Raw genomic sequence first — 23,830 nt, forward strand, 5'->3', positions numbered from 1 at the left:
GAGACCGCAGCCTGATCATCGGCGTCGATCGCCTCGATTATTCCAAGGGGATCACGCAGCGCATCGACGCATTCGAACGCTTCATCCTGGCCAATCCGGCCCAGCACGGGCATGTGACCTATCTGCAAATTACACCGAAGTCCCGCTCCGAAGTGCCGGAGTACGAGGCCATGCAGCGCATGGTTGCCGAACAGGCCGGCAGGGTAAACGGCGCGCTCGGCGCCGTCGATTGGGTGCCGATACGCTATATCAACCGCTCGATCGGCCGCCACATACTTGCTGGGCTTTATCGGCTCAGCAAAGTTGGCCTCGTGACGCCTCTTCGAGACGGAATGAATCTCGTCGCAAAGGAATACGTGGCCGCGCAGGATCCGGACGATCCCGGCGTGCTTCTGCTTTCACGTTTCGCCGGAGCTGCTCGCAAGCTAAACGGCGCGCTGCTCGTCAACCCGTACGACATGGAGGGTACCGCGAACGCCATGGCACGCGCGCTGAGCATGCCGTTGGAAGAACGGAAGGCGCGCTGGAAGACGATGATGGACTACTTGCTGGAACACGATGTTACGCGCTGGTGCGACGATTTTCTCAAGGATCTGACTGCATCGCCAGATCCATTGGTTCGGGCTCCTTCAGCCAAAGATCATGACTTCGCGGCTGCGCACGCGAACCAAACTATAACCAATACATTCTAAAGATGCCATAATGTGGCGTCTCGATGGGAGCATTGAGCGAAGCACTCACGGCGATTGCGAGCGCGGTTCTGGTGTCGACAGGATCAAGAATTCCCGTCGTCCCAGTTTTCAGAGCTTGCGTAGTATCCGCCCGATCGCTTTTTCTGTTCTTCCAAAATCGACTGCTGGTGACCTAGTAATCCTGCGCCGACAAGCGGCTATCATCGACCGCCAGTTGCTTTGCCTCGACATCCGTAAGCACTTGCGTCGCTTGATCGGCACCCATGGCTGAAATCCGAGCCTGCGCCATGTGAACAGAACGCGGATCGAAAGCGCGCCCTGCCATAGCCCTGCACCGTGAGAATGATTGCAAATCGCCGTGAATCGGGCAGTGCCGCTCCAGATATGGCCATGAGTAGCTTGGCGCCATTTTTGGTAACCCCACGCCGCTCATATTCCCTGCCGACGATGAACCCGGTGAGTTCTGCAGGAATAACGGGGGCGTCTGATGAAATGAGCGCCCTTCAGTGCACTGTCGTCGCTCGTTGAGGTATTCGTCGCGCGGCGTTCGCTGAAGCTCTACACGAACCCGTTCTGCATCGGCTTGCCCGGCGCGCTTGAGGATGGCGTTCGACATCAGCTCGGTTCCGTTATTCGCCACAATCATGCAGGGGTAGTCCGTGCTGAGCGCGATCCTGTCCGGTCCATGGCCGACACGCTCGCGGGAGAGCGCGGGCGGCTCTATGCTCCATGCTCGCCACCAGCCATAGCAGCATGACTCAAACGAAATGACGTGCCGCAAACCTGGCGCGGTTCAACGTTTCAGTCCTGGAGCCGAGAACTGCCGAGTAGATCAACGGGCCCAAGACCCTCAAGCGCTCTATGTCCTGGCCGAGCCGGTGCTGAGCTCCTGAAATGTTGCCGCCCACGAAAAGCGGAAGACCCAATAATGTGCCGAGCGACATGACAGCAATTGTGCGCCTTGTCGGCTTTTTGACGTTATGTCGGACAGAAGACACTCCGCTGTTAGACCGATGCTGTTGTTTTGAAATGGTTTTCTCGTTTGGTGCGGCAATTGCTTGTAGAATGGGCAACGAACCTTAGGCATGAACGAGAGGGCGCATGGAGTTTCAGTCTGATCGCGTTATTTCGAAAAACTCGCGTCCCTGGGCGGCGCAAGCGGGTTCCACGGATGAAGTCACTCAGGAATTGCTGCATTTCGCGCAGACGCGTGACGAATGCCAATTCGGCCTCATCTTTGGATCGTACGCGCTGGGAAAGCGTGGGCGAGACATTGATGTTAAGTTCTTCGTGTCCGGCGATGTAACCGCGCAGTGCAGATCTGCATACACGAGCCTTGCAGAGCGTATGAACCACAAAATTGGTGCTCCGCCGCTAACAAATGAAGATATCCCATTCGAATATAAGGTCGTTCTTCCGGAGCGTCTAATCGAAGGGGCCTTAGAGCTCGTGCCTTTTAAGAGTAATGGCGATTTCGCCATACCAATGATTGATTTCTCGGAGTCGTTTCTCCGCTCAGAGCTATGTCAAATGCGGGTAGTCCTGAGTGCCATAACCACCCCTCACATAGTTCTCGTGGATCGGCGAGGTGCCTATGAAAAAATAACAAGAAAAGCGGCTCGGTCGCTGAATTTATTGATCTCGAAAGTCTATGGCTTTGACTACCGCAATGAGGACGAATTCTTTCAATGCTTGACGGGAGAGGTCGAGGGACGCCGTCCGGTTGAGCACCTCGGCTATAAGCCATCTCCGGAACACAAGCAGTGGCTTCGCGACCTGATGTTTTGGGCGCATGGCTGATCGCCTTTTTTCAACTAATACAGGAGAATAACGCGTGGACGGTATTAACCGCGGCCGCAAGCGAGCTGTGCGCTCTGTTGAGGAGAACTACGATCTGATCGCCGGGGCGGATTTGCTTCACAGGACCCTCGATCGATGCATTGCGTTCAAAAAGCGCCCCGAGCCCGGGTACAGTCACGGCCCGGACGAAAACGCGCGATTAAAGCGAATGTACGTGGGACACGCGCCGGTTCGAGGCTGCAGTTTTGAAGAGCTGGAACACGAGATTGGGCGTGTTCTGGATAATTCCTTCAATTTCTCCTCGCCGAATTTCATGGGCTTCCCTGATGCAGGCAACGGTGTTGCCGCGTTGTCCGGCGCTTTGGTCGAGGCGTTCGCGCAGCAGAACTTGAACAACTCGACATTTTCCGCAAGGGCCGCGACCTTTGTGGAGGTGGCGACCGTCTGTTGGCTTCGGAGATTGGCGCAATTTCCTGAAATGGCCGAAATGAAGTCGGTCTTGGACGTGGGAGGAGTAGCCGTCACAGGAGGCACGATGGCTAACCTGTATGGCATCCTCATGGCCAGGAAGCGCTTCGATCCGACAGTTGCGAAAGATGGACTGCGCCATGACAAGAAAGCCAAAATACTGATTCCCGGAGGCCTGACGCACTACTCCGTGGTGGGGGCTGCCGCTGTGTCGGGTTTGGGCAGTAATGCCGTAATTCCGGTACCCACACGTGACTTTCGATATGACCCCAAAGAACTCGATCGCGTACTGCGAAACTGCACGGCTTCCGACGAGTATCCTATCTGCGTCGTAATTAACGCCGGGGATTCACGAACGCTTTCGGTTGAAAAGATCGATAGCGTCATCGATTTGGTGAAAGAGCACGCACCAGACGCATGGATCCATATTGATGCATGTCATGGCGGCCAATTGCTGTTCAGCAAAGAGCGACGCAGTCGACTCCACGGAATTGAGCGCGCGGATTCGATTTCCCTCGATCCACACAAAGTTCTCTCGGTCCCTTACAACTGCAGCTACTTCCTCGTCCGGAATCCTTCTGAGTTCGTTGGGTTTTGGACGTCTTCGACCCTCGTTATGGACGATCCTTGGTCGTTGGGGCAACTCACCCCAGGGATCGGAAGTAAGTCCTTTGCAAGTCTGAAGCTATATCTGCAAATCAAGAAGCTGGGGCTTGACGGAATGGCTAGCCTGGTGGACCGGCGTTGCAAGTTAGCCGAGCAATTCTTTCATCAAGTGGACGCGGACAGCGCGTTCGAAACTCTGCTTAGTACGCCCGACATCAACTCTGTTCCCTTTGTCTACGTTGGGTGCGCCGGATCGACGCTCTCTCCGGACGAAGTATCCGAAATAAACCGGGTTATATACGGGCGGATGAGTGAGATAGGCAAGTTTTACTTCCATGGGTTCCCGCTGAAGAACGACTCTCGAAAGTTCGGTAGTGAGCCTCAGGACAAGATATTCTGCTTGCGGTTTATGTCGGGAAATCCAGAAATTACGCCGCAAATGCTCGAGGAAGGCTTGGAGCATATCAAAAAAATAGGTCGCGAAGTTACTGGTGTCAGCAACAGATACTATGCGGAATCTTTGGACAATCATCATTGCGAAGAGGCTCAACGCAGTTGATGGGGCCTCCTGTATGCTTTGCGACTTAGCAGAAAGGCTGCCGAGACTGGAACTGTTAGGAGTGTGTGAACCCGGGTTTGGCGGAGGCTGCGGCACCTCCGCGCAACTCAGGCGTGATGGCTGAGGCCGGCTTTAGTCGACAAAGGGTGTTTAGGCATGTGAACGTTAACGTTCGGTGCCGAGTGACCTCGGGCGCGCCCGGAAGATTGGCTGCGGTGACATCGGGGCGCTGCGATGCCGACGTTTTCGGGTCCGCGATCGCAAAAAGAACCTCCTCGTTTTCGGCGGAGAAGACATCTATCCGGCCGAAGTCGAGCTTGCCCGGGGAGCGGCCCCGATGTCGCGGAATGCGCCGTTGTCGGTCGGCCGGAGTCGCGCTGAAACGAAGTGCCGCTCGCCTACGTGATCTGGCGGGTGGGGGCGCGTTCGAAGCGAAGCGCTGGCGGCGCATGTGCAGTCGCGGGTCGCCGGTTCGAGGTCTCGCGCGAGCGTTCAATTTCACGAGAGAATTGCCGCGAGCAGCGGTGGGAAACATTCAGCATTCGATTTTGAAAGAGCTTGAACCCTGATCCAACGAACAAGAAGGCAGCGACTTAAGATCGGGCGACAAGCGAACTGCGGCTCCTTTCAAATCATGTTGAACTGCCATTCAACATGTGCCGGATGCTGGCGGATGGCGGTCAGTACGGCGATGTCGGCGTGGCGCAAGGCCGCAGCGCTCTATGCGGCGGCCCGGTGCTGAGTTCCCGAGACCAGGATGGCGCCGGCCCTTCCATACTGCAAAGCCGGTCGTGGATACCGTCACGCCATCGTCAAAAGGCGCTTGTAGAGACAACGACCCTCAGTCCATGTTGAGCAGGGGAGACATTCGCCGGCCGCACGTCATGGTGCCCGGTCGAACGACGTTTGAAGGTACATGGCTTGCAGCGGAACGCCGGCCACGTTTTTCGAGGTAGGGACACTATGAAAACACCGTGGAAATTTCTTGTTCAATTGTCGTCGCGGCGACGACCGGCGAAAGTACAAGAGAATTCGATTGCGCATGACACTGACCTCGAGGCTCGCGAACGCGAAGCGGAAGATATGCCGGCACTTCCGTTCGATAATCCAACGGAAGCTTCTAGCGCACCTGATCCCGATGCGGGCGTCTCGGTTGATCAAGTCTCGATGTTATCGGATGAGCCTAAAAACGATCCCAATCTCGCGCGGGCAATGAGCCTGCCGATTGATGTTCAAGACGCTAATACTCCTGCGCCGAGTGAAACCAATCATTCAGGTGTCGAGGCGGATGCATTGGGGCTGAAAAGCGAGACAAGCACAAAGCCCCAAAGAAAACCGCCGATCAAGCATCGAGAACGTCCGAAGAGAGCCCGCGCCCAAGTGGCTGCTCGGAGTTCTTTCGTCACAAACGAAGCGCAAAGCGTACAGCGCCCGTCTTCCGGGGATCCATTCTTCAATGAAGTGGTAATTCTCGACGAGGAGATCAAAGAACTGCGACGGCTGCTGGCTGAAAAACTTCGTCTGCAGAACGTCCAGCTGAAAAAGATGCTTGAGCGTTTCGACGTTTCGTGAGCTCGGCGTCATGCTTGTCCTCCTGGGGAGATCTGAGCGTTACTGCAAGCGCCGTGAGGTGCCCTGGATGCGCTGAGCCTGAGTGCGAGTGCATTTATCGGTTCCGTCGCTGTATACAACTTGGTTCCGGTCTCCACCTTTGCGTCAGGCAGGCTTTTCTCTGCCCGCGACCATTTTGCGATAGCGTAGCGGCGAGAGGCCATGAAACGCCTTGAACGCTGTCGAGAAGTTATTGCTGTTCTCGTACCCCAGGGATTCTGCGACGTTGGCGACGCTTTCGTGGCCGTTGCGCAGGCGCGCGGCAGCCAAGATCATCCGGTAGTGCCGTAACCAAGTCATGGGGGCCGCAGTTAAAGGATGCCTCAAAGCGGTTCACGAGCGTTGTTCTATTGGGGCCGATCGTGCGAGCCAATTTGCTAAGGGTGATCTTCTGGTCGACCTGCTGTGCAAGCAGGTCGCATGAGTCCTGCACCACGGCTGAGAAGAATGGCGGAGCAGAACGCCGAGCGATCTCGGCGGCGCCGGCTGCAAGTCTGCTCAGAACTTCCTGCTCTATAGACGGCCATAGCAGATAGTCAAAAAACCCGTTGGAGAAAACTGCCCTTCGGTCCAGGCTGCCTTCCGCAACCAAGGCTAGTTGCACGAGTTCGGATGAGAGCTTCGTACGACCGTGGTTGCTTTGCGCTGGGTCGCGACAATCCACGATGACGAGTTGCGCCGAGCGTCCTGGCCGCAACAAACGGTGATCAACGATATCGAACTGCGGCAGAGAGCTCGCGATTTGGGCTAACCGCGTACATGTGACCGGGTCGGACCAAGGTATGCTCCCAGAATGGATGCACGCACGTGGGGCCCGCGCTCAGGATATGGCCTACCAATTGGCGCGGCGCACGGCGGTTGACGGTTGACGAGGGGAGACTTGGATTGTGTAGGTGGTCGAGCGTGTGAATACGCGCTCGTTTGGCAACTTGCCGAAAACCCTCGCTTCCAATTCTGGCGCGCGATAGGCTCGCATAGGGCTCGTTGTATTGGCGCAGCGGAGTCTTCGCCGGCCAGTGCATGAGGAGAGGGGGACCAACCTTTTCAGCCTCAGTGAAATGCGATGTTTGGGGGGACAAAAGCCAGGTACCATCAGATGCCGTCCCCACTAGACGATACCCCTTCAAACGGGCGTTGCGTCCTTTTTGTTGGACAGCCTTCTTCATAGTGATCCGGGTGCTGCGCTTTGCCATATCCCATATATGGCCTAAAGCTGTGATAATCGTAGAACCCGCCCAAAACGCCGCCCCGCTGCATAATCGCATTGATCATGTCATTAAGAAGAGTCTTTCCGACGCCATTCCGTCCGATAACCGCGTGGATATTCGAGCTCGGCTTCGAATTTGCTTGGACGCCAAAACTAAGATTGATCCCGGCCTAGCGGTCGCTTTGTGGGCGTCCGTATCTGAAGTTGAAGACTTCGCCGCTGAGCACCCGCCGATATTGGCCCGTAATCACCGACACTGCCGGATAACGAAGTAGCGAGACAAAACCGATTCTTCCTGCGCCCCTTCCAGAGCCCGCTCGTCAGCCACAGTGTCTCTTAGTGCGTTCAGGAACTCGTTGCGGCAGCTTGGGAAGACCTTTTCCCCGAGCGCACGATAGTAATCCACATCGGTACCAAGTGAAAAATACCTGTCATCCAGGAAGGAAAAACTCGCCTGAAGCGTACTGTATGTGGGCGTTTGGGTTGTTTGGCCCTTAAAGCCTATCTTGACGTTGCCGAGCTCGTGCCGCGTTCCGTTTTCGTCAAACAGCGTGACCTCAACAAAGCTGTAGTCATTCCCATGATCTATCCTGAGGAAAGCTTGGTTCCGTCCCTCAAATGGCGCATTGCGGCTTCTCGATATCACGAAAAAAAACAGAAGGCTCCGTCAACGTTTCGGGGCTGATAACACGGCGAAAGTGCTACCGAAAGAAGCTTTACGTTGCGTACGTCCAGCTCCGGAGCCAGGAGTCTGAGTGATTACCCTCAACAGCATATCCGCATATCCGATCGCTAACTCTCTACGACGGGTCTCCTCGCCGCCCACCCCTTGCCCTGTAGCAGCAGCCTCAACCAAAGTCGAAGGGCCAACCTCTGGCGCTCGCGATAGCGCCTCCGAATAGATAATGATCAGAAAGGTTAGAACCGCTCGAGCATCTTTTTGAGCTCTGCATTTTGGGCACGAAGTTGATTCGCCAGCAATTGCCGAAGACGCTTATTTTCAGCATCGAGCAGGGCCAGCTCGTCCGCGGAGGTCGATCTCCGCTGGTCGAGAGCTGATGTAGCCAGTTTTTCCGCCAACTTAGGAGAGGGTAACAACTGAAAAAGATTTCACGACATCGTCAACTGCCCTCATCTGATCCAAGAAGGCAGGGAGCTTCTCTAGCGGCAAAGCGCTTGGTCCATCGCATAAGGCTTGATCCGGATCGGGATGTGCTTCCAGGAATATACCCGCAAGCCCCAGAGCTAGCGCTGAGCGAGCGAGTTCAAGAGCCTGCTCTCGCCGCCCACCAGAGCTCTTTGCACTCGGATCTCGCATCTGAAGAGAATGCGTAACGTCGAAGATTATAGGGGCGCCTCCGCTCACCTCTTTCATCACGCTGAATCCTAACATGTCCACCACGAGATTATCATAGCCGAAGCAACTTCCTCGTTCACAAATGATCACTTGATCATTTCCAAAATCATCGAATTTCGCGATGACGTTCCCGATCTGGGTCGGGCTCATAAACTGTGGTTTCTTAACGTTTACGATCTTTCCGGTTCTCGCAAGGGCGGCAATTAGATCGGTTTGCCGAGCGAGGAACGCAGGCAATTGTAGGATATCGCAGACTTCAGCGGCAACCGACGCCTGTTCTGGTAGGTGGATGTCAGTCAGAATTGGTAGGCCAAAACACTCCCGCACATCGTGAAGAATTTTCATGCCTTCCTCGATGCCCGGACCTCGATATGATTGATTTGATGACCGATTGGCCTTGTCGAAAGAGGCTTTAAAAATATACGGCATCTGACGACGCGCCGTTTCCTGCTGCATTGCCTCGGCGACTCTTAATGTTAGATCTCGACTTTCGAGAACATTAACACCGCCTATGAGTACCATCGGATTTGAATTAGAGAATTCTATATCTGTGAGCTTTATCGTTTTCACGGCAACCCCCCTGCTCGAAACACTCATGAAATCCGTGCACGTAAAAGGTGTTTTGTGTCTCCTTCAACCAAGGAGCTGCCGGGCGCGCTCCAGATCTAAAACTGTATCGACGCCGAGTGGTTCGGTCTGGATAACAGTTGCATCAATACGCATTCCTGCTTCGATAGCGCGAAGTTGCTCCAAGTTCTCTCTCTGCTCGAGAATTCCTCGGGGTAGAGAAACGTACCGTGCCAGCGCCTTTCTCCGATACGTATACATACCAATGTGATGATAGTGCTTGCCTGCACCCGCCGGAGTAATGCCGCGGCTAAAGTACACTGCACGACCGACTGTATCGCCGGGTTGAATGCTCAATGCGATTTTGACGATCTGGGGAGCTTGCAGCTCCAAGAAGCTCTCTATTTCAGTGGCAAGGGTTGCAATTTCGCAGTATGGCGCACGCTCCAGGGGCGCCAGTGTTGCTCCGACCGTTCCGGGGTCTATGGTCGGCAAATCACCCTGAAATACGACGATGACATCGTGCTGCTCCTGCGGATCGACCATCGTCGCTGCGGCAAAAGCGCGATCCGAACCGCTGGGGAGAGCGGGATTCGTCAAAAATGCAGTTCCTCCCAAATCCTGGATCACATCAGCTATTTGCTGGTCCCCACACGCGACGATAACAGGTCCTACATCCGCTTCTAAGGCTCTACGCCATACATGCGCGATCATCGGTTGCCCGTTAATATCCGACAGAGCTTTTCCGGGCAGTCGTGTCGAGTCGAGGCGAGTTGGAATTACAACAAGTGGACTCAAGATTTGTCTCCAAGAAATTCGGTGTACTGAGGGAATGTCGAGCGACGTAGCCTATCGCAGGCCCGAGTAAGAGCTGGATTTCCACGGTTGTCCAGTTGAAGTCGACCGCCGTGGGGTTTGACATTCGGCATACTGGATCGGTGCCAGTCGCAGCCGGATTTCGCAAATTGCATTTCCCGACTGAGGTCATCTAGTTCTCCATAGCGATTCTTCAATTGCTCCTCCACAAGTGCTTTGCGGAGTTCGAAGCATGCACCGTGCCAATGGATAAAGCCCTTTCGGAACAACATGGTAGCTCTAATGCGGCCATGTCGCACGTCCGACATCGCCGGAGATCCGACAAGCTCCTGTCTCACGCAATCAAGCTGGGCCACGGACGGTCATTCGTAGGCGAAGCCACGGTCGAGAGTTGCGCAAGGCATTGCAACCGCGGCGGCACCGAACTCATGCCCGTCTGCGCGAATGCGAGCGCGTATTCGATAACCAACACCTTGTCGGGTAAGGCTCGAGTCGACGTGCTTGAAACACATGGCATAATTTTTTGCAAAGCGCGGATAGTTCCATGCGGATAAATGGATTTTATTGCAGAGCTGATCAGGGCAGCAAACGAGGTCGAGAAACTCACGCGCTACGATGTCGTGTCCCTACAGGTGGTGTAGCTCGGCGGTAGTGAAGCCGCCCGCGAGCGCGCCCTCAACAGCGCCGTAGTGAGCGGGCGGCGGAGCGGTGGTCATCGATGTTCTCCGGTAGGGCCGGGTTGCTGACACCAACCTGATTCGAACGTGGGGCGCATTCGGAATGGGATCGGTGAGCACCGCTTCCTCGTCGGGCTACTGGCGGAATTGCGCTCCGGCGCATATCGGCCCAGTCCTGCGCGGCGCAAGCTCATCCCCAAGGCCGGTAAACCAGGGCAATTCCGGCCCCTGGGCATTCCCACGATCAGGGATCGCGTCGTCCAAGGCGCGGTCAAGATACTTCTGGAGCCATCTTCGAGGCGCAATTCTGGCATGTCTCCTACGGGTTCAGGCCCGGACGGAGCACGCATGGTGCCTTGGAGTATATCCGACGGGCCGCCTTGCCGCAAAAGCGCGACAGGGATACCCCGGCGGAGCCGGATGCCGTATCCGTGGGTTATTGAGGGAGACATTAAGCGCTGCTTTGACAACATCAGTCATCACCACCTTTTGGAGAGGCTGCGCAAGCGCATCGCCGACCGGCGGCTGGTGAAACTGGTCGGGCGGTGTGCTGTCGGAGGAGCAGTTCCTCCACACAGATGCGGGCACCCCTCAGGGTGGGATACTCTCACCGTTGCTCGCCAACATCGCGCTTAGCGTGATCGAAGAGCGGTATGAACGGTGGACGTATCACCGCACCAAGACCCAAGCCCGCCGCGAAAGCGACGGGGTAAAGGCGGCAAAGAGAGCACGGGACACCGACCGAAAAGCTGGTCGCTGTGTGTTCCTCCCCGTGCGCTATGCCGACGACTTCGTGGTTTTGGTCTCGGGAACGCAGCAGGATGCCATCGCAGAGAAATCCGCGCTGGCGGCATACCTGCACCGGACCACGGGCCTCGAATTGTCACCGGAAAAGACGAAGGTGACGCGTATGACGGAGGGGTTCGAGTTCCTCGGACTCCGTTTCGGCATGAATTGGGATAAGCGCTACGGCTACGGCCCGCGCGTGGAAATTCCGCGGTCACGCAGCCAGTGATTGCTTGATATGGATTCCTCGTGTTGGCACCGCTTTTGCTTACCAGCACTGTGAGCCCTCGCCAGGAGCGGAGCCGCTCAACGTCGTCACCCATGATTTTCCCTGAATGTCGGGCACGGCATCTTCGTGATTTTTTGCGAGGATCAAACCACAAGGTTACAGCAGCCCCACCTGCTCAGCTTCGCGTCGGAGATTTTGAGGCGGTCGCGGGCCGATCTGTTGAATGACGAGCCCCGCCGCCAGCGATCCCAGATTGCCGCAATCCCTGAGGCTCCGTCCGCTCGTATAACCATACAGGAAGCCTGCGGCATATGAGTCGCCCGCGCCCGTCGTGTCAACCAACTCCGGGATCTGCATCACCTTGATAAATATCGTCTGGTTGCCGCACACGATCACTGATCCTCTCTCGGAGCGTGTGACAACACCAATATTGCAGTCCTTGCGGAGGGCGTCGAGCGCTTCATCGAAGGAAACGGTCTGATAAAGTGACTGGATTTCGTGGCTGTTGCCAAAGACGATATCTACGGTGCTGGTTCGTAGCAGCTCTAGGAACTCATCGCGATAGCGGTTGACGCAGAAGGGATCTGAAAGCGTCATCGATACTTCGCGTCCAGCGGCATGCGCCAGCGTTGCAGTCTGCCGGATCGCTTCCTTGGCGCGAATTGCATCCCACAGATAGCCCTCGAAATAGGTGACCTTGGCACGAGAAGTCTTGTCGGCGTCGACATCGTCCGGCCCCAGCTCGGCACAGGCGCCAAGATAGGTGTTCATAGAGCGCTCGCTGTCAGGCGTGACGAAAATCATCGACCGAGCCGTTTGTGGCTGCCCGTTGAGCGGCTTTGTGTCGAAGGCGACGCCCTGCGCAAGCATGTCGTGGGTGTAGATTTCGCCAAGCGGATCCCTAGACACCTTCCCTACAAAAGCGGCGCGTCCCCCGAAGCTCGCCACGCCCGCCGCCGTATTGCCGGCGCTCCCGCCCGAGGATTTGATTGCCGGTCCCATGCGGCTGTAGAGCAAGTCGGCGCGGCTGGCGTCAATCAGTTTCATCGCGCCCTTGGTGATGCCGTTGGTCTCGAGGAAAGCCTCATCGCACTGGGCCATGATGTCCACAATTGCATTGCCGATGCAAAGCACGTCATAATCGGACATCAATGCCTCCGCGAACATCCGTCGGCTCTTTGCATACATGCGGGTGCAGGTCTGACGATTCGGAAGAGAGCGATGCCCAGGCGCGTCGAAAAGACACCCAGTATCGAGGTTTGCCTTACGAGTTGGGAAATCGTCGATTTCCGATCGGCGTGCGCAAAGATCTCTGCTGCATCTCCTTTTTTTTTGAGCTGAATTAGGGACGAAAATATGCAGCAATTTAGACGCCTGTAAGGCTCTTCGTACGTCGGTAAACGCTTTACGCGGTCGAAGCACAATGCTCGTCGTAGATAGTCTACGGACATGCTTGATTCTCCTGCAGATAGGATAAGGTAAAGATTGCCGACGCATGAGTCAGGCGTTGCATCTCCCCTCATAAATTGAACTATGTTTCTCGACTAATGCGAAAAATTCACCAAAAACTCTTAGCAAGATCTGTGCCAACGCTGATCATGACCGCCAAGTTCAACCCCATAGACCCGCGGGCCCCTGCGCAACATGGACTGAGGGACGTTGCCTCTACAAGCGCCTTCTTAATGATGTCGCCTGAAGTCCACTGCTTTGCGTCCCTGAGGGCTGCTTCATCCTGGCTCGAGAGCACCAGCGCCGGACCGCCGCTTGGAGCCCTTGAGACCGGGGCATTCTGGTCCGTCGTTTGGACACGGAGCGCCACTGCAACACCCAGAAGAGACACTCGGTTGGAATAGCTCCCGTCCATCTAACGAGAGGATTTGATGGAAATCCAGCGGCCCGACCGCCCTAGGGCGAACATGCGACCTTCAAGCAAAATAGAATGAGTGCGCTGTCAGTGGCTGCGCGTCCTCAGTTCCTCAACGTTGACGACGCTGTCGAAAACATAGCCTGCGCCTCGTTCCGTGCGAATATATTGCGGGTTAGGGCCGGTGTGCTGACCTAGCTTGCGGCGAAGGCGCAGGATTTTAACGTCGATGCTGCGGTCAAAAACCTCTTGATCATAGACGTGCGTCGCCACCAGAAGCTGCTCGCGCGAAAGGACCCGGCCCGGATTTTTGAGAAAGGCCATCAGGAGGTTGAATTCGCCCGCAGTGAGTTTGACTTCACGATTGGTCCCTCGGCGCAAGCGGCGACGTTTCGTGCTGACGCGCCAGTCATCGAAATTGTTGCGATGAGGCTCCGGCCGCTCGCGTAAAGCGGCGCTCACGCGGGTCAGGAGCTCCGGCAAGCCGAAAGGCTTGGAGATATAGTCTCGGGCGCCGGTGTGGAGCCGGGTGACGTTGTCACCCTCTTCGAGGTCGTCACCGCTGATGATGATGATCGGAAGATCTATCTTGGCGCCAAAGTCCCCGACGAGCCGATGACCATCTTCTCGGCCGAGGCTCAAATCAACAATTGCTAGATCAATCGCCTCGGAAGCCATCTTGCTGGCAGCCTGTTGGCCGTTTTCCACCGCTCTGACGCTAAACTCATGCTTTGGCAAGAACTCCATCAGCAGTTCCCTCATCGAAGCGCCCTGACTGATAACGAGAATGTTCTTCATAGTTACTCCTGCTGTAGCTTTGGCCTCCTGGGCCATCACTGCCAAAATGAGGACGATCACCGAGTGGGGCAATCATCATCATGTGCATAGCAGAATAGCGCAGACAAATAGGGCTAAGCTGGGCGTTCTGCAGTGGCCCGGGAACTGAGTTATCCAAGGCCGCCAGTCTTGAACCGTCACGTTCTGCTGAATTAACGCAGAGTATTGCCGGCGGGGGCACCGACACTTGGGAGACCATTTTCCAACGAGTCTCTTTACCTGCGATCCTCTAGCTCTTTTTGTCCGCATCTGTGCCGCATCGATTGCCGTTTTCGTACAGATCTAATCCGTCTAAGCTTTATTTCACTTGAAACCTCCGAGACGTTGACGAAGCTGGGCATGTTTGGAGTATTGATCATGCCAAACTAGCAGTCATTCTGTTACTTGGTGTGTGTCTAACCTATGAATGAAAGCTCATTAATGCAGTTCGTGTCCATTTCATTAAAGCCTCTTCCTTCAATACGAGAGAATTGTGTGTCTATATTTACAGGAGTTTCTGCCGTGGTCGCGCGGAATGAACTATCTTGGCAGCGACTTCTGAACAACTGGAGAGCCGCGTTCGCGGGAAATGCCGGCGTGTGCAACGGCAGGAGGTAAAAATGAGTAGACTGATCGTCGTGTCTAACAGCGTTACGCTGCCCGGGGGGATGGCGGTTGCATTGAACGCCGCGCTCCGACGAAAAGGCGGTCTCTGGATGGGATGGTCGGGTAAGATAGCAGCCGGGGAAGGACCGTCAGCGTTGATCAGAAAGGAGGTCGGCGGCATCACTTACGCGCTTACCGATCTCTCGCAGACGGATCTGGAAGATTACTACTATGGCTTCGCAAACCAGGTTCTTTGGCCGATCTTCCACAACCGTGCCGACCTCGCTGAATATTCCGGGACGCGGGAGTCCGCATATTACCGCGTCAACGAACTTTTCGCAGATCTGTTGGAGCAGGTCCTCACGGAGGACGACGTCATATGGGTGCAAGACTATCACCTGATCCCGCTTGCTCAGAAATTGCGACAGCGTGGCCATAAAAACCGGATCGGCTTTTTCCTGCACACTCCGTGGCCGCCGGCCGACATCCTTTTCACCCTGCCGCACTATGATGACCTGCTGCGCGGGCTTTCGAGTTATGACCTCGTCGGCTTTCATACCGAAAGCGATCGCAACAACTTTGCCGAATGCCTGGTCCGCCAGAAAGTGGGGTATCTCAACGGAGATGACTGCCGAGCCTATGAAAAGGAATTGCGCTGCGGGGTCTTTCCTATCAGCATCGATACGGCCGAGTTCGCAAGCCTCGCAGACCCTGACGACGATCTGCAGGATCACTTTTGCAGGCTTGCCGGATTAGACGTCGCCATCGGAGTCGACCGTCTCGATTATTCCAAGGGCATCGAGAACCGCATCGACGCCTTCAATCGATTCCTACAGCGCAACAAACATCGCAGGCGCAAGACAGCGCTACCGCAGATCACCCCGAAATCCCGCGACAAAGTACCGGCATATCAGACGGTGCAAAAGGACGTCGCCGAGCTGGTGGGGCGCGTCGATGGGGAACTCGGAACCATTGGTTGGGTGCCGGTGCACTACATCAATCAATCGCTCAGCCAAGCGGAACTGGCGCGCCTACCGCAGGGCACGCGTCGGCCTTGTGACGCCACTTCGCGACGGCATGGACCTGGTGGCGAAGGAATATGTCGCTGCGCAGGATCCCCGGGACCCGGGCGTTCTCGTACTCTCGCGCTTTGCCGGTGCCGCCAGTGAGTTGGGCGGCGCGGTCCTCGTCAATCCCTATGACCCGGAGGACATGGCGAACGCCATAGAAACGGCCCTGGACATGACGCGAGATGAACGGATTAGACGATGGACCGCGATGATGGAGAGGCTTCGTGAGCACGATGTCTATCGCTGGTGCCACGACTTCCTCGCAAGCCTGGATCCGCCCCGCGGTTTGACGGCTTGGTTGGACGCTGCCAAGCCAGTTGCAGGCTGACCACGACTGGGTAAATCAGCCAGGAATCCGACTTGCGGAAGTATGGTGAATGTGTCGCGGTCACAGCACGACGGCGAAAACAGACCAGTTTCCTGGCTGATGTAGTTAAGGCGATGGCGCAAACCGCGGGGCGGAGAACTCACGGGTTGCGCCAGATCGCGAAGCTCGTTGAGGCTATCCGCTACGCACTCTCAAATGCGCCGGCTAGGCCGCCGGCCTGAAGAGATTGCCTCCAACACCATCGACCGCGTAACCGGCCAACTGAAACCCTCGTCGCCGGCACCGAAGGGTCGAGCGTTCGAATCGTCATCGCTTCTCTAATCGACGCTGCGGTTTTTGACGATGTCGATCCAGTTGGCGAACCCACTAATGTGCTCAGCAGACTCGGTCGGCACCGCCTGTTCTCCGAGACGTAGCCTGAGCACACTGCATACGAAAACAGGAGGAGAGGCTCGTGGATGAGCTCGCTTGCAATGGCACTTCAAAGGGACAGGAGCGGCCGCAACTGATCGTCGCCGGCCCTCGCGCCTCACGGCAACGGCAAGTATTGGCATCGCTTGACCTGAACACGCTGTTGGCTCTCGAGGCGCTGCTGGAGCACCGCAATGTGACGCATGCAACCCGGCACCTGGGCCTGAGCCAACCGTCGGTAAGCCGAGCCCTGACCAGGCTGCGAGGCGTTTTCAACGATGATCTTTTGGTTCGCGGCTCAATCGGCATGGTTCCGACGCCGCACGCCCAACGCCTGGCCCAGATATTACCGCCGGTGTTGGATTCGATCCGCGGAATGGTGGACCGCGGCTTCGCCCAGGGGCAAATGCGATCAACGGCAAATGCCAGATCATCAAGCGATCGTGCTGCCGCCGCCTCTCCTGCCGCTGCTGCGCGAGCGCGCGCCTAACCTGGACATAGTGACCGATTCGCTCCTGGCCGGCGCGCTCCGACGCCTTGAGCAAAGCGAGATCGATTTAGCCGTTGGGCAGCCCGGTGGGGCCCCCACCGGGCTACTTTCGGCGCCGGCTCTATACCGACCGCTTTGCTTGCCTGCTACGCAACGACCACCCAGCCCTGGCGCAGGAATGGTCAAACGACACCTTCGCGGCCTCGCGCCATGCCGGCATTGCCTCGAATACCAAAGACGGTTTCGGCCGGGTTCATGACGACTTGGTCAAGTTAGATCTTCAGGATCGCGATCCGGTGCTGGTTTCCAACGTCCTGACGGCCGCGCTGGCGATCGTGTCGACCGATCTGGTGCTGGTTGTACCACGCCGCGTCGCGACCAGGATCGCCGCCTTGTTGCCGCTAGTGATTGTCGATCCGCCTGTGGAGCTGACGCCCTACGAGGTCGCGCTGATCTGGCACGAGCGTTGCCATCGCGACCCGTACCACCGGTGGTTGCGCCAGGAGATCGCCGCCGCGGCAACGGCAACAGAGCTGGCAACAGGGCAAGGGCAGCCGACCTGATGCGGCGTCAAGGCAATGAGTCCGAAATCTGGCTGTCTTCGGTTCATATCGGAGAAATGGCGGAGACAATTAAAGCGCTCCGGAGAACTCAGATCTCGAAGTTTAGAGTCGCGAGCCCTCATGGCGCACGCCAATTTGGATGTGTTTGTAAATTGCCCGTTTGACGACGACTATCGAGAGTACTTCTTCGCGATCGTCTTCACTATAATCAGGTGCGGATTCCGCGCGAGGAGCGGGCTCGAAGCGGACAACGGTGCTGACAACCGCCTCGATAAAATCTGCCGGATCATTTCTCAATGCCGCTTTGGCGTGCACGACATATCGAGGACTGAGATAAGTGGGACCCGCTACTTCCTCGTTTCAACATACCATTGGAACTCGGGCTGTTCCTCGGCGCGAAGAGATTCGGAGGCAAGAGTCACTACGCCAAATCGTGCATAATTTTCGACCGTCACGAATACAGATACCGTCGGTTTATCTCTGGCATCGCAGGTCAGGATGTGCATGAGCATTCTGCAGACATCAAAGTTTTGATTACAAAATTATCGGCTTGGCTCCGGATGCAAGAACCCACGCGCGTAATCGCGGGTGGCGCGATCCTCTGCCAGGAGTTTACTGAATTCACTAAGCAGGCCAAAAATATTCCCTGCAAGGTATCACGCTGACGACAAAGTTACCTCCAATGACTATGCTGCAATTGTATCGCTTTACTTCAATGAGGCCACGGCGTAATTTGCCGATGAAGGCTGTATGGAGCGAAGCACTACCCCTCACAGCGGTAATGGTGTTTTTCCCATGGGAAGGCGGGCAGGGTTCCTGCGTGGGGAACCAGAATTCACGAGTCCTTCCGCGCGTTCCGCGTTGGCCTCAAACTAGGCCGTCGCCAAGCTCCAGCGCCTGCCGCTCGAACATGCGTCGGTAGATGCCGTTGTCGAGACGGATCAATCCCGCGTGATAGCCCTCCTCGATGATACGGCCACAGTCAAAGACGAGCAGGCGGTCGAGCGTGCGCACCGCCGAGAGTCGGTGCGCGATGACCAGCGTGGCGCGCCCGACCATGAGCCGCTCCATGGCCTTCTGCACCAGCACTTCCGACTCCGAATCAAGATTCGAAGTCGCTTCGTCCAGTATTAAGATCGGCGCCTGCATAAGGAAGGCGCGCGCGATCGCCACACGTTGGCGCTCGCCTCCGGAAAGCTCCGCGCCACGCTCGCCAGCCAGCGTGCCATAACCCTTCGGCAGGCGCTCGATGAACTCATGGGCACCGGCGCGCTGTGCCGCCTCTTCGATCTCGGCTTGGCTGGCGCCGGGGCGACCGTAGGCGATGTTCTCTGCAAGCGACCGGTGGAACAAGATACACTCCTGCTGAACGACCGCGATCTGCGAGCGGAGCGAAGCCTGCGTCACGCTCGATATATCCTGCCCATCGATCAGGATCGCTGCTCACATCGTAAAGCCGCTGGATGAGCTTCACAAAACTCGTCTTGCCGGAGCCAGAGGGGCCCACTAGCCCGACCCGTTCTCCGGCTCTAATCGACACTGAGAAACTGCTATAGAGCGGCAGCCGATGGTTGCCGTAGTGGAAATGGACGTTCTCGAAATCGATACCGCCGTTCGTGATCCGGATTGGCTGGCCCCGGGACGATCGGCAATACCGAGTGGTTGGCTTTGAATTTCGGCCAATTCCTCCATATCATTAACCGAGCGCTGCACGTTGCGCACATGCATGCCGACATCGCGTAGATAGCCTTGCAGCACGAAGAAGGACGTGAGCACGAAGGCGATCTAACCCGGCGCCGCCTGGCCGCATGACCACAAAAGTAAGGCGTAGCCGAACACTGCGGTCCTCAACGCGAGCAGAGTCACGGCCTGAGTTGTGCGGTTGAGCGTCGCGCGCATCCGCACCCGGCGCGTCCGGTGCCGCCACTTGGAGATGACCTTCGCGAGGCGAGCATCTTCCCGCACCTCCGCGCCGAAGGCTTTGACCACCACATTGCAACTGATCGCGTCAGCGAGCGAGCCGCCGAGGCGGGTGTCCCAGCTATTGGCGAGGCGCGCCGCTGGCGCGATGTGGCCGAGTAAGAGCGCGATCGTCAGTGCGACATAGACAAGCGAACCGCAGGCAATTATCAGGCCCATTATTGGCCAGTGCCAACCGAGCAGCGCGGCAGAACCTATCAGCATGATCACCGAAGGGAACAGCGCAACGAGAATCGTGTCGTTCATGAGATCAAGCGCCCACATGCCGCGCGTGATCTTGCGCACCGTCGAGCCGCCGAAGCTGTTGGTGTGCCAGGCAGTCGAAAAGCGCTGGACGCGATGGAACGTGTCACTTGCGATGTCGGACATCATCTTCAAAGTTACGTCGTTGATAAAGATGAAGGCGACGTGCCGCATGACGATTGTCCCAAGCGCCAGCGCCATCAGCATTGAGAAGGCCGCAGCGGACGCGTCCCAGGCAATGGCCTCGGTTGCCGCTCCCTTGGAAACAGCATCGACGAGGCGGCCCGAGTCGTCGCGGCAAAGACCGAGACGAAGATGATCGCAAGTCGTAAGGGCTGCCGGGCCCAGTGGCGTATCGTGAAAGCGAAAACGTCGCGGAAGGCGCCACTGAGTAAATCAATACGGAGACGATACATGGTTTGATACAAGCGCACCAAGACGCTCGGTCCAGAAAAAGCTGAAATGGGAACTCCGCGCGTATGCCAACCCGACTTGGAGTGATCGGGAGCTCCTGCCCCGTCATGAGGCATAGTTTCAAGAATCGTACCAGCTGCGCCAAAGAAGCTTCAGAAAATTTTCTTCATATAGGTTAAGAGTGTAAGTGAGACCGCAGTAGCCAGCGATGCGAACATCCGTGTGTCGTGGACTCGCCAAAGACAACGGTAGGTATTGCTGCCCCGGCTGGAAGAGTGGACAGGATTTCCACGTGGCCTCATGCAACCGCGTTCAGTGTTGTGCGATGTCCGACAATCCCGGCGAAATGACATGCTTGGCGCGACGAAGCTGGCCAGCCACAAATCGGACCGCCTCTGTCAGCGCGTTGACTGTGGGCGTATCGAGACCACCCCACCAGCATTACGGCGTCCCTTAGCGCCGGCGCGCCAAGACCGACACCGAGCTTGTGATCGCGCCTCTCCCGACTGGCGGAGAGGTGAAACGCGCCCGCCGAAGCTTCACGGTCAACTCAAGTTTCCCCCCAACCGCTTCGACATAACTGCGGAGCGTTGAGAGATACATATCCGTCTGCTTCTCGATTTTGGAGACAGAGGGTTGTTTTATATTGAGAGCAGAGGCTATGTCTGCCTGCGCCTTGCCAGTAATCTGACGTAGTTCGCGCAGTCCTTCGACTTGCTGTTTCAGATCTTGATCGCCGGCCTGGGAGCGCTTGCGCTCGGCCCGGGGCAAGGAGGTGTTAACTGCGTTCATGCTCCATGCCGTAGATCGGCCCCTTCTTATCAACTGCGGCAGTGACAGCCACCTGTCCCAATGGCACGTGCGGGTATAGCTTCTAAGCTATATGGGGTCAAGATTGCAATAAGCGTATCCGGCGATTACTCGGCCGATAGGGCAGGTTGGCCCCCGAGTGTGGCTCCTGAATTTCAAGCGGTGACCGCCGCCGCGACAGCCGCGACGACGGTCACCATGCCTTGGGAGGCAAGGCGGGAAATAAAGGGCCTGGGCGGGCGCCTCGGGGCGGAAAACCTGGGGCATTCTCTCCTTGCGGGGGTTTTGGGTCATCGATTGCTACACTCATCTTCCAATCGCCTCTAGGGACGCGAAATGCGGGCAATTGGTTGGCTGCGGCTGCGAGCCGGGCCGGTTCCCCGCTCGATCGACAGCACTGGGTCAGGCGGAAGGTCCCCATCGTGAAGAGCGGCGAGACGCACGCCGACTTCCTTGTCGCCGGCGGTCAGCCGATGGTTGAGTCGCAGATAGTCCATCCACGTTGGCGTCCAGTAAGTCTCGGTCCAAAGCGATGGGGTGTGCAGGCTTCGCTGCAGCGACCAGTTCCGCGCACCGGCCCGGCTCTGAACGCGTCGCCGTTCGCGCATGCAGTCCAGAAAGGCGTCGAGGTTGTGCTCGGGAATCCGGTAGTCGGCCTTGACGATAATTGGCCCGCTTCTTGGCTTCAGGTCGAGCGCGAGCGACGGTGCGACGAACTCGGAGGAGGATTGTTCGGATTCTTCCCAAAGCTCGATCGGCAGCACGAAAGCCGCGGCCGCAACGAGCAACAGGACTGTGGCGGCACCTTCCAACGCCACGGCCAGCGAGTAGTTCTGGGCAATCGTGCCCCAGATCCAGCTGCCGGCAGCCATACCGCCATATGACAAGGCGTAGTATATGGAAAGGGTGCGGCCAACGACCCACCGCGGGCTCGACAACTGTATCGCGACGTCAATGCTGGTCCAGGTGAGCAGCCAGCCTGCACCGCCAATTGCGAGCGCAACGGCCGCTAGAGGCAAAGACGACGTGAGAGCCAGTGTCAGGCAGCAGGCGGCGCCGGCGGTAGAGGCGGCGGCGAGCAATTGATCGCGAGACATTGTCCGCCTTAGATAGCTACTACCAAGACCAGCCGAAAACGCGCCAATGCCGAAGGCGGCTAACAGGATGCCGTACACAATAGGCCCGCTCGCTAAGCGACCCCGCACGATGAGTGGCAGCAGCGCCAGAATGGATATACTCGCCAGGCCGAACAAGGTACCGCGGAAAATAGCCGCTCGGATCTCCGATGATATCGCCGTGAAGCGCAAGCCGTCATGGATGGCCGTGGTGATGCGCTCACGCGGCAACGGCGAAGCCCGAACCTGCCATCTTGAACGGGCAATAGCAGTTAGCGGCACCAGGTCGCTCAGCGCAGCCATGACGAAGGCGGCAAGCGGTCCGAGGAAAGCGAGAATAAGGCCGCCGAGCGCCGGACCAATGCTGCGAATGATATTGTATCCGACCGACATCAGCGTCACCGCTGCCGGGATGTCGCGCTTCTCAAGAATATCGCCGACCGAGGCGTGCCAGGCGGGGTCGTTGAGTGCAAAGCCGCAGCCCGCCAGAAAGCCCAGGCCCAGGATTAGCCATGGATTGACAAAGCCGAGCGACACGGAGATTGCCAGCGTCGCAGATGCGAGCGCAATCAGGCAGTGGCCGGCAAGCATCACGCCGCGACGGCTGAAACTGTCGGCGATCGCCCCTGCCAGGATCGAAAGAAAGAACGCCGGCAGTGTCGACGAAGCCTGCACCAGTGCGACCATCAGATCGGAGGCCGAGATCGTGGCCATCAGCCAACTTATCGCCGTCGTCTGCACCAGCCATCCCAGACTTGAAATTTGAGTAGCTGTCCAGATCGCGCGAAATGCGCGATTCTGCAGGGGAGCTAGTGTCGACGGGGCACCCGATTTTGGACTTTCGCGCTGCATAACTGTGACTACCTTCACGTCGCGTCTGTTTCCGACGCGGAAATGCTCTCGCATTCGGCTGCCCGCAGGCGACGGTAGTCCTCGGAGGTTGGCCCCCTTCGATCCAGCAAAGCGTAAACGAGCGTGAATAGCCGACGCGCAGTATCCGCGTCGATGTAAACGGTTCCCGCCAGTTCATCTTTTAGAAATCGAGCAGCCTCCTCGTGGATACCGCGTCGAGTAACATCGATCGCTTCAAGTAATCCAGGACCAGAATACCGGATCACGTCGAAGTAGTTTGCGCAGACTCGGGTATAGTCTTTTGCCAGACGTCGAATGGTGGTTAACGACACAAGCTGGCTCAGAACATCATCGCCATTTTTCGTTTGAATTGTGAGCGCAAGGCGTCCCCCTGCAAGCCCCATCTCGGCTCGGTAAGGACCTCCCTGATGTGCCGCTGGAATAAAGACGTTATTCTCGAGCAATCCACGAATGGCCAGCGTCCTTTCGCGCTCCACTCGCGTGTCATTGCATCCGAATCCCGGACTAAGAACGATATCGTAAAGTCGGAACACGTCCGTTTCCGCCGTTGAGGCTTCCTCCCGTAAAACTGTAAAAGCGAATGTCGCCATGTGAGAATATGATCTCTTCTAAGTAGTGCTGAGAGGCGCTTCCCCGCGGCGAGCAGATCATCTTCAGCAATGCCGGTTGCGAATAATGCTGCTAATGACAATGTCATTGGGCCTGTGAACTACTGCGCGTTGGGACGCAAAAGGGCTCGCTAGCGCCTACTTGCTGACGTAAGCTTGCCAAGCGTTGCCTATTTCCACCTGTTGGTCGGCCATTCGTTCGAAGAGTGCAGCCGGAATTGTAGTGAGCACGGCTTGCGCCTGCGGAGCTGCACTGATGAAGGG

15 protein-coding genes and 4 pseudogenes are annotated in these 23,830 nt (G+C 57.0%); 9 read left to right on the forward strand and 10 right to left on the reverse strand.

What is annotated here, in order from left to right:
• A pseudogene (locus tag GHK62_RS01310) lies at positions 1-614 on the forward strand (trehalose-6-phosphate synthase); the annotation flags it as partial.
• 639 nt (positions 615-1,253) lie between these two features.
• On the opposite strand, the pseudogene GHK62_RS01320 reads toward GHK62_RS01310, so the two are convergent.
• Positions 1,254-1,404: pseudogene (locus GHK62_RS01320) on the reverse strand (IS3 family transposase); the annotation flags it as partial.
• A 389-nt stretch (positions 1,405-1,793) separates the two neighbouring features.
• Between GHK62_RS01320 and GHK62_RS01325 the strand changes: the two are divergent.
• The 3 genes from GHK62_RS01325 (at position 1,794) to GHK62_RS01335 (ending at position 5,697) form a co-directional block, all read left to right on the forward strand.
• Positions 1,794-2,492: a hypothetical protein gene (locus tag GHK62_RS01325; protein ID WP_153436564.1), complete on the forward strand. Its 699-nt coding sequence runs from the start codon at positions 1,794-1,796 to the stop codon at positions 2,490-2,492.
• A gap of 34 nt (positions 2,493-2,526) precedes the next feature.
• Positions 2,527-4,125 (forward strand): pyridoxal phosphate-dependent decarboxylase family protein, encoded by a 1,599-nt coding sequence (locus GHK62_RS01330; protein ID WP_153436565.1) that lies wholly within the window; start codon positions 2,527-2,529, stop codon positions 4,123-4,125.
• Positions 4,126-5,088: 963 nt separating this feature from the next.
• On the forward strand, positions 5,089-5,697 hold the full coding sequence (locus GHK62_RS01335) for a hypothetical protein (protein WP_153436566.1): 609 nt from the start codon (positions 5,089-5,091) through the stop codon (positions 5,695-5,697).
• A gap of 144 nt (positions 5,698-5,841) precedes the next feature.
• Here the strand turns inward: GHK62_RS01335 and GHK62_RS34040 are convergent, their stop codons facing one another.
• The 3 genes from GHK62_RS34040 to GHK62_RS01355 all read right to left on the reverse strand — a co-directional run bounded on the left by GHK62_RS34040 (position 5,842) and on the right by GHK62_RS01355 (position 9,668).
• On the reverse strand, positions 5,842-6,036 hold the full coding sequence (locus GHK62_RS34040; RefSeq protein WP_380785692.1) for a helix-turn-helix domain-containing protein: 195 nt from the start codon (positions 6,034-6,036) through the stop codon (positions 5,842-5,844).
• Positions 6,037-8,024: 1,988 nt separating this feature from the next.
• On the reverse strand, positions 8,025-8,870 hold the full coding sequence (gene kdsA / locus GHK62_RS01350) for a 3-deoxy-8-phosphooctulonate synthase (protein ID WP_452595790.1): 846 nt from the start codon (positions 8,868-8,870) through the stop codon (positions 8,025-8,027).
• A gap of 63 nt (positions 8,871-8,933) precedes the next feature.
• Complete coding sequence (locus GHK62_RS01355; protein WP_184109048.1) at positions 8,934-9,668, reverse strand: 3-deoxy-manno-octulosonate cytidylyltransferase; 735 nt, start codon at positions 9,666-9,668, stop codon at positions 8,934-8,936.
• A 779-nt stretch (positions 9,669-10,447) separates the two neighbouring features.
• Here GHK62_RS01355 and GHK62_RS34785 point away from each other — a divergent pair.
• Together GHK62_RS34785 and GHK62_RS34790 are read left to right on the forward strand one after the other, a co-directional pair.
• The gene (locus GHK62_RS34785; protein WP_327791124.1) at positions 10,448-10,996 is read left to right on the forward strand and encodes a reverse transcriptase domain-containing protein; all 549 of its coding nucleotides are present in this window, start codon (positions 10,448-10,450) and stop codon (positions 10,994-10,996) included.
• On the forward strand, positions 10,974-11,375 hold the full coding sequence (locus GHK62_RS34790; protein WP_268833853.1) for an RNA-dependent RNA polymerase family protein: 402 nt from the start codon (positions 10,974-10,976) through the stop codon (positions 11,373-11,375). The genes GHK62_RS34785 and GHK62_RS34790 overlap by 23 nt, the downstream gene beginning before the upstream one ends.
• A gap of 156 nt (positions 11,376-11,531) precedes the next feature.
• Here the strand turns inward: GHK62_RS34790 and GHK62_RS01365 are convergent, their stop codons facing one another.
• Together GHK62_RS01365 and GHK62_RS01370 are read right to left on the reverse strand one after the other, a co-directional pair.
• A complete protein-coding gene (locus GHK62_RS01365) occupies positions 11,532-12,524 on the reverse strand; it encodes an adenosine kinase (RefSeq protein ID WP_153436572.1) in 993 nt (330 codons plus the stop codon).
• An 802-nt stretch (positions 12,525-13,326) separates the two neighbouring features.
• Entirely contained in the window at positions 13,327-14,037 is a 711-nt protein-coding gene (locus GHK62_RS01370) for a winged helix-turn-helix domain-containing protein (protein WP_153436570.1), read from the reverse strand.
• A gap of 638 nt (positions 14,038-14,675) precedes the next feature.
• Between GHK62_RS01370 and GHK62_RS01375 the strand changes: the two are divergent.
• The 3 genes and pseudogenes from GHK62_RS01375 to GHK62_RS34800 all read left to right on the forward strand — a co-directional run bounded on the left by GHK62_RS01375 (position 14,676) and on the right by GHK62_RS34800 (position 17,523).
• A pseudogene (locus tag GHK62_RS01375) lies at positions 14,676-16,059 on the forward strand (alpha,alpha-trehalose-phosphate synthase (UDP-forming)).
• A gap of 454 nt (positions 16,060-16,513) precedes the next feature.
• The gene (locus GHK62_RS34795; RefSeq protein ID WP_327791125.1) at positions 16,514-16,960 is read left to right on the forward strand and encodes a LysR family transcriptional regulator; all 447 of its coding nucleotides are present in this window, start codon (positions 16,514-16,516) and stop codon (positions 16,958-16,960) included.
• Between the two features lie 74 nt (positions 16,961-17,034).
• Positions 17,035-17,523: a LysR substrate-binding domain-containing protein gene (locus GHK62_RS34800; protein WP_272950315.1), complete on the forward strand. Its 489-nt coding sequence runs from the start codon at positions 17,035-17,037 to the stop codon at positions 17,521-17,523.
• An 867-nt stretch (positions 17,524-18,390) separates the two neighbouring features.
• Here the strand turns inward: GHK62_RS34800 and GHK62_RS01385 are convergent.
• The 4 genes and pseudogenes from GHK62_RS01385 to GHK62_RS01400 form a co-directional block, all read right to left on the reverse strand.
• Positions 18,391-20,162, reverse strand: a pseudogene (locus tag GHK62_RS01385) (ABC transporter ATP-binding protein).
• A 451-nt stretch (positions 20,163-20,613) separates the two neighbouring features.
• Complete coding sequence (locus tag GHK62_RS34045; protein ID WP_234886735.1) at positions 20,614-20,952, reverse strand: XRE family transcriptional regulator; 339 nt, start codon at positions 20,950-20,952, stop codon at positions 20,614-20,616.
• Positions 20,953-21,293: 341 nt separating this feature from the next.
• A complete protein-coding gene (locus GHK62_RS01395) occupies positions 21,294-22,937 on the reverse strand; it encodes an MFS transporter (RefSeq protein ID WP_153436573.1) in 1,644 nt (547 codons plus the stop codon).
• 14 nt (positions 22,938-22,951) lie between these two features.
• On the reverse strand, positions 22,952-23,548 hold the full coding sequence (locus GHK62_RS01400) for a UPF0262 family protein (RefSeq protein ID WP_153436571.1): 597 nt from the start codon (positions 23,546-23,548) through the stop codon (positions 22,952-22,954).
• Between the last annotated feature and the right edge of the window lie 282 nt (positions 23,549-23,830).

The organism is Sinorhizobium terangae (genome assembly GCF_009601505.1).
Classification (GTDB): Bacteria; Pseudomonadota; Alphaproteobacteria; order Rhizobiales; family Rhizobiaceae; genus Sinorhizobium; species Sinorhizobium terangae.